At 69.1% G+C, this 12272-nt stretch carries 10 protein-coding genes; all 10 read left to right on the top strand.

Features of this window, described 5'->3' with window-relative positions; translation table 11 throughout:
* Positions 1-23 precede the first annotated feature (23 nt).
* The 10 genes from ASF94_RS05765 to ASF94_RS05720 all read left to right on the top strand — a co-directional run bounded on the left by ASF94_RS05765 (position 24) and on the right by ASF94_RS05720 (position 12253).
* On the top strand, positions 24-236 hold the full coding sequence (locus tag ASF94_RS05765) for a twin-arginine translocation signal domain-containing protein (protein ID WP_056663055.1): 213 nt from the start codon (positions 24-26) through the stop codon (positions 234-236).
* A gap of 17 nt (positions 237-253) precedes the next feature.
* On the top strand, positions 254-3220 hold the full coding sequence (locus ASF94_RS05760) for a formate dehydrogenase subunit alpha (RefSeq protein ID WP_056662921.1): 2967 nt from the start codon (positions 254-256) through the stop codon (positions 3218-3220).
* Between the two features lie 96 nt (positions 3221-3316).
* Entirely contained in the window at positions 3317-3937 is a 621-nt protein-coding gene (fdh3B, locus tag ASF94_RS05755; protein WP_056662920.1) for a formate dehydrogenase FDH3 subunit beta, read from the top strand.
* Positions 3934-4170, top strand: a complete 237-nt coding sequence (locus ASF94_RS05750; RefSeq protein ID WP_056662917.1) for a hypothetical protein — start codon at positions 3934-3936, stop codon at positions 4168-4170. Before fdh3B ends, ASF94_RS05750 begins: the two co-directional genes overlap by 4 nt.
* A 13-nt stretch (positions 4171-4183) precedes the next feature.
* Entirely contained in the window at positions 4184-5395 is a 1212-nt protein-coding gene (locus ASF94_RS05745; RefSeq protein ID WP_056662914.1) for a formate dehydrogenase subunit gamma, read from the top strand.
* Positions 5392-5781, top strand: coding sequence for a hypothetical protein (locus ASF94_RS05740; RefSeq protein ID WP_056662912.1), 390 nt, complete (start codon positions 5392-5394; stop codon positions 5779-5781). Before ASF94_RS05745 ends, ASF94_RS05740 begins: the two co-directional genes overlap by 4 nt.
* A 99-nt stretch (positions 5782-5880) precedes the next feature.
* Positions 5881-6795, top strand: coding sequence for a formate dehydrogenase accessory sulfurtransferase FdhD (locus ASF94_RS05735; protein WP_082493013.1), 915 nt, complete (start codon positions 5881-5883; stop codon positions 6793-6795).
* A gap of 75 nt (positions 6796-6870) precedes the next feature.
* Positions 6871-9486, top strand: coding sequence for an ABC transporter permease (locus tag ASF94_RS05730; RefSeq protein WP_056662908.1), 2616 nt, complete (start codon positions 6871-6873; stop codon positions 9484-9486).
* Positions 9487-9597: 111 nt separating this feature from the next.
* Entirely contained in the window at positions 9598-10023 is a 426-nt protein-coding gene (locus ASF94_RS05725) for a group II truncated hemoglobin (protein ID WP_056662906.1), read from the top strand.
* A gap of 136 nt (positions 10024-10159) precedes the next feature.
* Positions 10160-12253 carry a bifunctional 2',3'-cyclic-nucleotide 2'-phosphodiesterase/3'-nucleotidase gene (locus ASF94_RS05720; RefSeq protein ID WP_082493012.1) on the top strand — a complete coding sequence of 698 codons (2094 nt, stop codon included), beginning with the start codon at positions 10160-10162 and terminating at the stop codon, positions 12251-12253.
* Positions 12254-12272: the final 19 nt, after the last annotated feature.

Raw genomic sequence — 12272 nt, 5'->3', positions numbered from 1 at the left:
TGCCAGCCATCCTGGAGACATCCATGCAGGAACGCCAGCCTTCCCCCACGCGCCGCCGCTTCTTCGGCGGCGCCGCCACCGTCGGCGCAGCGGCAGCTGCCGTCGCGGTGCTCCCCCAGGTCGCCATCGACGCGGCGCCAGCGCCCGAACTCGAGCCGCGCCCGGCACCCGAGCGCGGCGGTGGCTACCACCTCTCCGACCACGTCAAGCACTACTACAAGACCACCCGGCTTTGAAGAAAGCGGGTCGCCCCATGTTGCTCACCAAGAAAAATTCCGGCGCGGCGCAAGCCGCGCATGCGCCCGCGTTCGTGCACAGCCTGCGCCGCGGCCTGTCTCAAGCACTGCCCACCATGGACCGCCGCGCCTTCCTGCGGCGTTCCGGCCTGGGCGTCGGGGTGGGGCTTGCGGCCTCGCAGCTGACCCTGGTGCGCCGCGCCGATGCGGCCGAAGGCGCCAAGGTGGGCATCGGCGACACGGCCGTGACGGTACGCCGCACGGTCTGCTCGCACTGCTCGGTCGGTTGCGCGGTGGATGCCGTGGTCGAGAACGGCGTGTGGGTGCGGCAGGAGCCGGTGTTCGACTCGCCCATCAACCTGGGCGCGCATTGCGCCAAGGGCGCCGCGCTGCGTGAACACGGCCACGGCGAATACCGCCTGCGCTATCCGATGAAGCTGGTGAACGGCAAGTACGAGCGCATCAGCTGGGACACGGCGCTGGACGAGATCACCGCCCGCATGCAGGAGCTGCGCAAGGCGAGCGGGCCCGACAGCGTCTACTTCGTGGGCTCTTCCAAGCACAACAACGAGCAGGCCTACCTGCTGCGCAAGTTCGTCAGCTTCTGGGGCAGCAACAACTGCGACCACCAGGCCCGCATCTGCCACTCCACCACCGTGGCCGGCGTCGCCAACACGTGGGGCTACGGCGCCATGACCAATTCGTACAACGACATGCAGAACAGCAAGGTCGCCCTGTACATCGGCTCCAACGCCGCCGAGGCGCATCCGGTCAGCATGCTGCACCTGCTGCACGCCAAGGAAACCGGCTGCAAGGTGATCGTGGTGGACCCGCGCTTCACGCGCACGGCCGCCAAGGCCGACGAATACGTGCGCATCCGCTCGGGCACCGACATCCCGTTCCTCTTCGGTGTGCTCTATCACATCTTCAAGAACGGCTGGGAAGACAAGAAGTACATCCAGGACCGCGTCTACGGCATGGACAAGGTGCGCGACGAGATCATGGCCAAGTGGACACCCGACAAGGTGGAAGAGGCCTGCGGCGTCAAGGAAGCGCAAGTGCTGAAGGTGGCCACCTGGCTGAACGAGAACCGGCCCGGCACGGTGGTCTGGTGCATGGGCCAGACCCAGCACACCATCGGCAACGCCATCGTGCGCGCTTCGTGCATCCTGCAGCTGGCCCTGGGCAACGTGGGCAAGTCGGGCGGCGGCACCAACATCTTCCGCGGCCACGACAACGTGCAGGGCGCGACCGACGTCGGCCCCAACCCCGACTCGCTGCCCGGCTACTACGGCCTGGCGGAAGGCGCCTGGAAGCATTTCGCCCAGGCCTGGGGCGTGGATTTCGAGTGGATCAAGAGCCGCTATCCGTCCGCCGGCATGATGAGCAAGAACGGCATCACCGTCTCGCGCTGGATCGACGGCGTGCTCGAAAAGAACGAGCTGATCGACCAGGATTCCAACCTGCGCGGCGTGTTCTTCTGGGGCCATGCACCCAACTCGCAGACGCGCGGGCTGGAGATGAAGCGCGCCATGGACAAGCTCGACCTGCTGGTCGTGGTGGACCCGTACCCCTCGGCCACCGCCGCCATGGCGGCCATGCCGGGCAAGCCCGAGGACCTGAATCCGAACCGGGCGGTGTACCTGCTGCCCGCAGCCACGCAGTTCGAGACCAGCGGCTCCTGCACGGCTTCGAACCGTTCGCTGCAGTGGCGCGAGAAGGTGATCGAGCCGCTCTGGGAGAGCCGCACCGACCACATGATCATGTACCAGTTCGCGCAGAAGCTCGGCTTCGGCCCCGAACTGGTCAAGAACTACAAGCTGCAGAAGGTCAAGGGCATGGACGAGCCCGTGCCGGAAGACATCCTGCGCGAGATCAACCGCTGCATCTGGACCATCGGCTACACCGGCCAGAGCCCGGAGCGCCTGAAGGCGCACATGAAGAACATGCATGTGTTCGACGTGAAGACGCTGAAATCCAGGGGCGGCAAGGACAAGGACACCGGCTACGACCTGACGGGCGACTACTTCGGCCTGCCCTGGCCGTGCTTCGGCACGCCGGAATTCAAGCACCCCGGCTCGCCCAACCTGTACGACACCTCCAAACACGTGATGGACGGCGGCGGCAATTTCCGCGCCAACTTCGGCGTGGAAAAGGACGGCGTCAACCTGCTGGCGGAAGACGGTTCCTACTCGCTGGGGGCGGACATCACCACCGGCTACCCCGAGTTCGACCACGTGCTGGTCAAGAAGCTGGGCTGGTGGAACGAGCTGACCGATGCCGAGAAGACGGCCGCCGAAGGCAAGAACTGGAAGACCGACAACTCGGGCGGCATCATCCGCGTGGTGATGAAGAACCACGGCTGCCACCCGTTCGGCAACGCCAAGGCGCGCGCCGTGGTCTGGAACTTCCCCGACCCGATTCCGCAGCACCGCGAGCCGCTCTTCGGCATCCGCCCCGACATGGTGGCGAAGTACCCGACGCACGAGGACAAGAAGGCCTTCTGGCGCCTGCCCACGCTCTACAAGACCGTGCAGGACAAGAACATCGCCGACCGCGTGCACGAGAAGTACCCGCTCATCATGACCTCGGGCCGGCTGGTCGAATACGAGGGCGGCGGTGAGGAGACCCGTTCCAACCCCTGGCTGGCCGAACTGCAGCAGGAAGCCTTCGTCGAGATCCATCCCAAGATTGCCGCCGACCGGGGCATCCGCAACGGCGGCCGCGTGTGGCTCAGCACGCCCACCGGCGCGCGCATCAACGTGCAGGCGCTGGTGACCGAGCGGGTGGCTGCGGACACGGTGTTCATGCCGTTCCACTTCTCCGGCCACTGGCAGGGCAAGGACATGCTCGACCACTACCCCAAGGGCGCGGCGCCCATCGTGCGCGGCGAAGCGGTGAACACGGCCACCACCTATGGCTACGACAGCGTGACCATGATGCAGGAAACCAAGACCACGATCTGCAACGTGGAAGCCGCCTGAGCGCGCTTCTCAGCGAGCCCCAGCGAGACAGAAAGAACCCGACGATGACTACCGCCACCGCCCGCCGCCTGCCACTCACCCCTTCGGAGGCCTGACATGGCACGCATGAAATTCATCTGCGATGCAGAACGCTGCATCGAATGCAACAGCTGCGTCACCGCCTGCAAGAACGAGCACGAAGTGCCGTGGGGCGTGAACCGCCGCCGCGTCGTTACGCTCAACGACGGCGTGCCGGGCGAGAAGTCCATCTCGGTGGCCTGCATGCACTGCAGCGACGCGCCGTGCATGGCCGTCTGCCCGGTCAACTGCTTCTACCGCACCGACGAAGGCGTGGTGCTGCACGACAAGGATGTCTGCATCGGCTGCGGCTACTGCAGCTACGCCTGCCCGTTCGGCGCGCCGCAGTTCCCCTCGCAGGGCACCTTCGGCGTGCGCGGCAAGATGGACAAGTGCACCTTCTGCGCCGGCGGCCCCGAGACGCACGGCAGCCAGGCCGAATTCGAGAAGTACGGCCGCAACCGGCTGGCTGAAGGCAAGCTGCCGGCCTGCGCCGAGATGTGCTCGACCAAGGCCCTGCTGGCCGGCGACGGCGACGTGGTGGCCGACATCTTCCGCAACCGGGTGGTGCAGCGCGGCAAGGGCGCCGAAGTCTGGGGCTGGGGCACGGCCTACGGCTCCCGCCAGGCAGGCCAGCCGCCGCAGGAGGTGAAGTCATGAAGCGCCACCACTGCCTTTCCCTGATGTGCGCCGCCGCAGCTGTGGCGGCCCTCGCCGGTTGCGGCGAGAAGGTGCAGACCGGGCACGCCATCACCGGCGATGCGCCGCCCTACGCGGGCACCGGCAGCAACTTCACCGCGCCCGGCTGGAAGGCCGGCGACCGGACCAGCTGGGAGCAGGAAACCAAGGCCCGCATGCTGTACGGCCAGAACGAATACACCCGCATCCGGTGACGCGAGGCCTGCCATGAAACACCTTCTGATCGCGATGCTGCTGGCCAGCGGCGCGGCCTGGGCGCAGGCGCCGGCAGAGGCGCCCGCGCCTGCCGGCTCGGCCTCTGCGGCGCCTGCGGCTGCCGTGCCCGCCAAGTCCGGCGGCATCCGCAGCCAGAACATCTTCGAGGTCAAGCCCGACGCCAGCGCCGATCCCGGCTATGCCGAGCAGAGCAACGGCGAACGTGCCCGCGTGCAGCCCGGCAACAACGCGCCCATGTGGCGCCAGGTGGGGCAGGGCGTGACGGGCTACAGCAGCCTGCCCGTCACCCAGGCGCCGGAAGCCGGCAACCTGATCCAGCGCTTCGTGCAGTACCCCGGTTCGCGCTACACCAACGCCGGCGAAGCCTGGCGCGAGGTGCGCAACCACTGGATCATTCCGTACGGCGCTGCGCTGCTCGGCATCACGCTGCTGGCCCTGGCCATCTTCTACTTCGCCAAGGGCCCCATGGGCCACGCCCCGGTCGACGGTCCGGGCCGGCGCATCGAGCGCTTCACGCCGTTCGAGCGGGCCGCCCACTGGGCCAACGCCATCGCGTTCTGCACGCTGGCCCTCTCGGGCATCGTCATGGCCTTCGGTAAGTTCTTCCTGCTGCCCGTCCTGGGGCCGACGCTGTTCGGCTGGCTCGCGTACGTGCTCAAGAACGTGCACAACTTCATGGGCCCGCTGTTCGCCGTGTCGCTGGCGGTCATCATCCTCACCTTCGTCAAGGACAACATCGCCACCATGGCCGACTGGATCTGGGTGAAGCGTGCCGGCGGCATGCTGGGCGGCGGCGACGAGGAAGTGCCCTCGCACCGCTTCAACGCGGGCGAGAAGGGCATGTTCTGGTGGGGCATCACCATTCCGGGCATCTTCGTGGTGCTGTCGGGGCTGGTGCTGGACAAGCTCATTCCGGGCTGGGGCGTCTTCCGCGGCGAGATGCAGATCGCACACATGGTGCACGCCACGCTGGCCGTCTGGATGATGGCGCTGCTGCTGGGCCACATCTACATGGGCACCATCGGCATGCGCGGCGCCTACAAGGCCATGAAGACGGGCTACGTCAGCGAGGAATGGGCCCAGGAACACCACGCCCTCTGGGCTGAAGACATCCGCGACGGCAAGATCCCCGCCCAGCGCAGCGCCGAGCGCCCGCCGCTGCCGGCCGGCAGCGCGGCCCCCGTCGCCAGGAGCACGACATGACCCACCGCAAACTCCTCCTCCCCGGCGCTCTGGCGCTGCTGCTGGCCGCGATGGCGGGTGGCGCGGCCGCCAAGCTGCCGCCCCTGACCCCTGAAGCGCAGGCCAAGGCCGACGAAACCGCCGCCAAGACCGCCTGGAGCGCCAAGGCCGATGCCTACAAGCTGTGCCTGGCGCAGGACAAGGTGGCCGCGCACTACCGGCGCACCGCCGCCAACCCGGCGCCCGCGCCGGCGACCAACGTGCCGTGCGCAGACCCGGGGCCGTTCGCCTACACGCCGCCCGAGGCCAAGCCGCTGGAAGCGGCTGGCGCGCATTCGCCACCGGGCAATGCCAGCAGCCCGCACAACACCGCCGTGCCCGACGCGGCCGACGGCAAGAAGCCCTGACACCCGCTTGAGCGACCGCTCCGGGCGTCGTTCCGGTGTCCCACGCTCCCCCCACCGACCGGCCGCGCGCCGGTCTTTTTCTGGGTTAGGCTGGCGGCCATGACACGGCACGAAGACACATCGCACCGGCCGGTGGCCACTCCCGCGCACCTCGCGCCGTTGCCGCGTCTGCCGCGCATCACGCAGGCGCGGGCGCCGCTCACGCACGCCGTCGAAGTGCTGAACGAGCGGGGCGAGCGCGAGTCGCTGCACATTCCCGCCGAGCGCCCGTTGACCGTCTACGTGGACCGGCGCGAGATCGTCACGCTGATGACGCTGGGCGCACACCCCGAGTGGCTGGTGCTGGGTTACCTGCGCAATCAGCGGCTGGTCGAATCCGTCGACGAGATCGAATCGATCACGGTCGACTGGGACGTGAACGCCGCCGCCGTCGTCACGCGCGGGGGCATCGCCCGCATCGAAGAACGCACCGCGCGCAAGGTGGTCACCACCGGCTGCGGGCAGGGCAGCGTGTTCGGCGGGCTGATGGACGAGATCCACCACATCGCGCTGGGGCCGGCCCGGCTGGCGCAGGCGGAGCTCTACGGCCTGGTGAACGCCATCCGGCTGCAGGAGTCGACCTACAAGTCGGCGGGCTCGGTGCATGGCTGCGCGCTGTTCCAGGGCGCGGAGATGCTGGTGTTCGTCGAGGACGTGGGCCGCCACAACGCCATCGACACCATCGCCGGCTGGATGTGGATGCAGCCCGGCGGCCCGCTGCTAGGCGGCGACAAGGTCTTCTACACCACTGGCCGTCTGACCAGCGAGATGGTGATCAAGTCGGCGCAGATGGGCGTGCCCATCGTCGTGTCGCGCAGCGGCATGACCCAGATGGGCCACGAGGTGGCGCAGCAGCTGGGCCTGTGCGCCATCGGCCGGGCGACGAACCGCCGCTTCGTCTGCTACAGCGGGGCCGAGCGCATCGTCTGGCAGCCGGAGCTGGCGACGCCCGAGGCGGTGCGGCCGGCCGGTTGAGCCCGAAGCCCGATCCCGCCGCCCGGGATGCCCCCAAAAGGCGGCCGCCCCGGCAATTGCGCTAACGTCGCCACCATGCAACTTTCATTCATCCGCGTGGGCTGGCGAACGCTGTGGCGCGACCTGCGCGCAGGCGAGCTGCGCCTGCTCATCGTGGCCGTCACGCTGGCCGTGGCGGCGCTCACCTCCGTCGGCTTCTTCGCCGACCGGCTGCAGGGCGGCCTGCAGCGCGATGCCCTGCAGCTGCTGGGCGGCGACGCCGTCGTGGTGAGCGACAACCCCACCCCCGCCGCCTTCGCCGACCGCGCCCGGGCACTGGGCCTCGCCACCGCCACCACGCTGGGCTTTCCCACGATGGGCCGGGCCGACGACGCCCAGGGCGGGGCCAGCCGGCTGGTGGCGCTCAAGAGCGTGGAGCCCGGCTACCCGCTGCGCGGCCAGGTGCGCACCGCGCAGGCTCCGGGGCAAGCCGGCGAAGCCACGCCGGACATCCCCGCGCCGGGCGAGGCCTGGGTGGACGCGCCGGTGCTGGAATCCCTGGGCCTGGCCATGGGCGACAGGCTCTGGCTGGGCGACGCCGCCCTGCGCATCGGCCGCATCATCACGCTGGAGCCCGACCGCGGCGGCGGCTTCATGAGCTTCGCGCCGCGCGTGATGGTGAATGCGGCCGACCTGCCCGCCAGCGGCCTGGTGCAGCCCGCCAGCCGGCTGACGTACCGCCTGGCGGTGGCGGGCGAGCCGGCCGCCGTGCGGCAGTTCACGACCTGGGCGGAAGCGGAGGTCCACCGTCCCGGCGTCCATGGTGTTCGGCTGGAATCGCTGGAGAGCGGCCGCCCGGAGATGCGCCAGACCCTGGAGCGGGCGCAGAACTTCCTCAGCCTCGTGGCCCTGCTGGCCGCGCTGCTGTCGGCGGTGGCCGTGGCGCTGGCGGCGCGCGGCTTCGCCAACGACCATCTGGATGCCGCGGCGCTCCTGCGCGTGCTGGGCCAGAGCCAGCGCTCCATCGCCGGCAGCTACATCGTCGAATTCGCCCTGATCGGGCTGTTCGCCAGCGGCCTCGGCGTGCTGCTGGGCTTTGCCGTGCATCACGTCTTCGTGCTCCTTCTGGCCGGCCTGGTCGAAACCGCCTTGCCTGCCGCCAGCCTCTGGCCGGTGGCGTTCGGGCTCGGCATGGGGCTGACCCTGCTGTTCGCCTTCGGCTTGCCGCCCGTGCTGCAGCTGGCGCAGGTGCCGCCGCTGCGCGTCATCCGGCGTGACCTGGGCGGGCTCAAGCCCGCGTCGCTGGCGGTGCTGGGCGTGGGCGTGGCCGGCTTCGCCGCGCTGTTGCTGGCCGTGAGCAGCGATCTCCAACTGGGCCTGATCGCCGTGGGCGGTTTCGCGGGCGCGGTGGCGCTGTTCGCGGGCCTGGCCTGGGGCGCGGTGGCACTGCTGCGCCGCAGCGTGAACGAAGCCACCGCGCCGCGCTGGCTGGTGCTGGCCACGCGGCAGATCTCCGCCAGGCCGGTGTATGCCGTGGTGCAGGTCAGCAGCCTGGCGGTGGGCTTGCTGGCGCTGGTGCTGCTGGTGCTGCTGCGCACCGACCTCATCAGCAGCTGGCAGCGTGCCACGCCGGCCGATGCGCCCAACCGTTTCGTCATCAACGTCATGCCCGACCAGGCCGATGCGTTTCAGCAGACGCTGCGCGATGCGGGCGTGCGCCAGTACGACTGGTATCCGATGATCCGGGGCCGGCTGGTGGCCATCAACGGCCGCGACGTGGCGGTGGACGACTACGCCGAAGACCGCGCCAAGCGGCTGGTGGACCGCGAATTCAACCTGTCCAACGCCGCCGAGGCGCCGGCGCACAACACCATCGTCGCGGGGCGCTGGACGGCCGGCGCCGCGGGCGAGGTGAGCGTGGAAGACGGCATCGCCAAGACGCTCGGGCTGAAGCTCGGCGACACCCTGCGCTTTGACGTGGGCGGCGTGCAGAGCGAAGCGCGCATCACCAGCCTGCGCGAGGTGGACTGGGGTTCGCTGCGCGCCAATTTCTTCGTGATGTACACCTCGGCCAGCATGCCGCCCGAGATGCCGGTCACCTACCTGGCAGCCTACCGCGCGCCCGACGTGTGGCCCCCGCGCGGCGCCGCTGCGCCAGGTTCGTCCGCGCCCGAGGGTGCGGCGGCCCCGGCCGGAGCGGCCGGCGCCGCAGGCGCCGCAGGCGCCAGCTTCGACAACGCGCTGGTGCGCGCCTTCCCCAACATCACCAACGTGGACATGAGCGCCACGCTGGCCCAGGTGCAGAACGTGCTGGGCCAGGTGGTGCGCGCGGTGGAGTTCCTCTTCGGCTTCACGCTGGCGGCCGGGCTGGTGGTGCTGTTCGCCGCCGTCACCGCCACGCGCGAGGAACGGGCCCGCGAATACGCCATCATGCGGGCCGTGGGCGCGCAGGCGCGGCTGCTGCGGCAGGTGCAGCGGGCAGAGTTGGCGGGCGTGGGCCTGCTGGCCGGCTTCCTGGCCAGCAGCGTGGCCGTCGCCGTGGGCTGGGCGCTGGCGCGGTTCGTGTTCGACTTCACCTGGACCGCGCAGCTGTGGGTACCGCTGGCCGGGGCGGGCGCGGGCGCCGTGCTGGCGCTGGCCGCAGGCTGGTGGGGCATGCGGGACATCCTGCGCCGCCCCGTCATGCAGACGCTGCGCCGAGCCGCCGAATGACGCCGCCAGTCGAATGCTATTAAAATGATAGCTATATAACCAGGTATGACGGGCGCAGGAGCCTGTTTTTGCTGAATAATTTGCGTTGCCGGCCGGGCAGCGCCGAATGACATGACTTCCTCCGACACCCCCGTCGACACCCCCGCGGCGGCTCCCGCCACGACACCGTTCGAGTGGATCGGCGGCGAGCCCGCCGTGCGCTCGCTGGTCGACCGCTTCTACGACCTGATGGACCTGGAGCCGGCCTACGCCGCACTGCGCGCCGCACATGGCAGCGCGCTGGCGGACGCGCGCGACAAGCTGTTCTGGTTCCTCTGCGGCTGGCTCGGCGGGCCCGACCACTACCAGAGCCGCTTCGGCCATCCGCGGCTGCGCATGCGCCACATGCCTTTTTCCATCGGCGTGAAGGAACGCGACGAATGGGTGGCCTGCATGGACCAGGCCATGCAGGAAACGGGCGTGCCCGAGCCGTTGCGGGCACGGCTCAAGGGGAGCTTCATGGGGACTGCCGACTGGATGCGCAACCGCGGCGGTTGACCTTCCCCGGGGCGCGGGGGAACGGCCCGGCCCGTGCCGGCGGCAGCGTGCGACGCCCGGCTGTCACGGGACCGTCAAACCGCTGTCAACTCCGCTGCCGACACTCGATGCTTTCCGCCCTCAACGATTGCATCGCATGTCCAGAACGCTCCGCACCGACCGAATCGACCCGTCCACCACGGCCCGCCTGCTGCCGGCAGGCGCCAGCCGCGTGGCCGCCATCAGCTGCATCGCCGCCGCCGCGCTGGCAGCCTGCGGCGGCAGTGGCGACGACAGCGGAGGCAACGTGGCCGCCCGCCCCGCCAGCGCCACCCTGGCCGTGCTGGAGACGACCGACCTGCACTTCAACGTGCGCAGCTACGACTATTTCAAGCTGGCGGAAGACAAGACCTACGGCTTCGAACGCACGGCCGCGCTGGTGCGCCAGGCGCGCTCCGAATTCGCCAACACGCTGCTGGTGGACAACGGCGACACTATCCAGGGCACGGCGCTGGCCGACTACGAGGCGGTGGTCAAGCCCATCGCCTGCACGCAGCAGCTGTCGATGTACAAGGCCATGGGTGCGCTGGGCTTCGATGCCGGCACCCTGGGCAACCACGAATTCAACTACGGCCTGCCTTTCCTGAACCAGGTGCTGGGCGGCGGGCTGGACGTGGAGGGGGTCGACCCCTCCGCCAAGTGCGCAGGCAACGGCTACCCCATCGCACTGGCCAACGTCTACAGCAGCAAGACGAAGAAGCCGCTGGTGCAGCCGTATGCGCTGCTGGAGCGCACGATCAACGCCAAGGATGCGGACGGCAAGGACGTGAAGCTGCCCATCAAGATCGGTGTCATCGGCTTCACCACGCCGGGCATCCTGAACTGGGACAAGCGCTACCTGGAAGGCAAGATCACCACCGAAGGCGCGGTCGAGTCGGCGCAGAAATACGTGCCCGAGCTGCGGGCCAAGGGCGCCGACATCGTCGTCGCGCTGCTGCACGGCGGGCTGGATGCCTCGCCGTATTCCGCCACCATGGAGAATCCGGGCCTGTATCTGTCGAAGGTGTCCGGCATCGACGCCATGGTGATGGGCCACCAGCACAGCGTGTTCCCCGACACCGCCGCCACGCCGGCCTACACCCAGGCCGGGATGGACAACAAGGCCGGCACCATCAACGGCGTGCCCGCCGTCATGGCCAGCTCGTGGGGCAAGTCGCTGGGCGTGATCCGCATGGCGCTGAAGTGGGACGGCCGCGCCTGGAGCGTGGACAAGACCGCGACGAAGAGCGAGCTGCGCAACATCCAGGGCAAGAACGCCGCCGGCGCCACCGTGTTCGTGGAGCCCGACGCCAGCATCGCGCCGCTCATCGAGACGCAGCACCAGGCCGCCATCGCCTACGTGAAGACGCCCATCGGCAACACCGACTTCCGCATGAGCACGCTGTTCGCCGACGTGGGCGACCCGGGCGCGATCCAGATCGTGAACCAAGCGCAGCAGGCGTACGTGGCCAACTACATCCAGGCCAACCTGCCGCAGTACAAGAGCCTGCCGGTGCTGTCGGTGAGCGCGCCGTTCAAGTCGGGCTTCCAGGGCGGTGCGGACTACACCGACGTCGCCGTGGGCTCGCTCGCCATCAACAACGCGGCCGACCTGTACCTCTACCCCAACACGGTGTATGCGGTGAAGGTCAATGGTGCCGACATCAAGGGCTGGCTGGAGGCCGCCGCCAAGCGCTTCAACCAGATCGATCCGAAGAAGACGGCGGAGCAATCGCTCGTCAGCACCTTCCCGGGCTACAACTTCGACATGTTCACCACCGCGGACGTGCAGTACGAGATCGACGTGACCCAGCCGGTGGGCAGCCGCATCAGGAACCTGCAGTACAAGGGCGCGGCCATCGACCCGGCGCAGGAATTCGTCATCGCCACGAACAACTACCGCGCCACCAGCGGCAAGAGCTTCATCGATAAGCTCGACGGCTCGGGCACCATCTGGGCCTCGCCCGACGCCAACCGCGACGTGGTGATCGACTACATCCGCAAGAACCCCGCCGTCACCCGCGCAGGCAATGGCGCTGCGCGCAGCTGGCGCTTCACCAAGGTCGCGACCGCCGGGCCGGTGGTGTTCAGTTCGGGCGCCAACGCGCTGGGCGTGGCGCAGGCTGCGGGCCTGGCAGGCGTTTCCGTGCTGGCGGCCGATGACGGGTCGGGCAAGGGCACGTCGAAGTACGCCATCGACCTGGCGAAGTGAGTGAACGGGTGGGTGGATG

The organism is Acidovorax sp. Leaf160 (genome assembly GCF_001424265.1).
GTDB lineage: Bacteria > Pseudomonadota > Gammaproteobacteria > Burkholderiales > Burkholderiaceae_C > Paracidovorax.
The sequence above is the reverse complement of the archived record's forward strand: the minus strand, read 5'-3'. Positions and strand labels throughout refer to the sequence as shown.

Bases quoted from the DNA above. Each gene is read 5' to 3' on its own strand.
- fdh3B (WP_056662920.1), top strand. From the start codon at position 3,317: ATGGCACGCATGAAATTCATCTGCGATGCAGAACGCTGCATCGAATGC.
- ASF94_RS05735 (WP_082493013.1), top strand. From the start codon at position 5,881: ATGACACGGCACGAAGACACATCGCACCGGCCGGTGGCCACTCCCGCG.
- ASF94_RS05745 (WP_056662914.1), top strand. From the start codon at position 4,184: ATGAAACACCTTCTGATCGCGATGCTGCTGGCCAGCGGCGCGGCCTGG.
- ASF94_RS05740 (WP_056662912.1), top strand. From the start codon at position 5,392: ATGACCCACCGCAAACTCCTCCTCCCCGGCGCTCTGGCGCTGCTGCTG.
- ASF94_RS05720 (WP_082493012.1), top strand. From the start codon at position 10,160: ATGTCCAGAACGCTCCGCACCGACCGAATCGACCCGTCCACCACGGCC.
- ASF94_RS05750 (WP_056662917.1), top strand. From the start codon at position 3,934: ATGAAGCGCCACCACTGCCTTTCCCTGATGTGCGCCGCCGCAGCTGTG.
- ASF94_RS05725 (WP_056662906.1), top strand. From the start codon at position 9,598: ATGACTTCCTCCGACACCCCCGTCGACACCCCCGCGGCGGCTCCCGCC.
- ASF94_RS05760 (WP_056662921.1), top strand. From the start codon at position 254: ATGTTGCTCACCAAGAAAAATTCCGGCGCGGCGCAAGCCGCGCATGCG.
- ASF94_RS05730 (WP_056662908.1), top strand. From the start codon at position 6,871: ATGCAACTTTCATTCATCCGCGTGGGCTGGCGAACGCTGTGGCGCGAC.
- ASF94_RS05765 (WP_056663055.1), top strand. From the start codon at position 24: ATGCAGGAACGCCAGCCTTCCCCCACGCGCCGCCGCTTCTTCGGCGGC.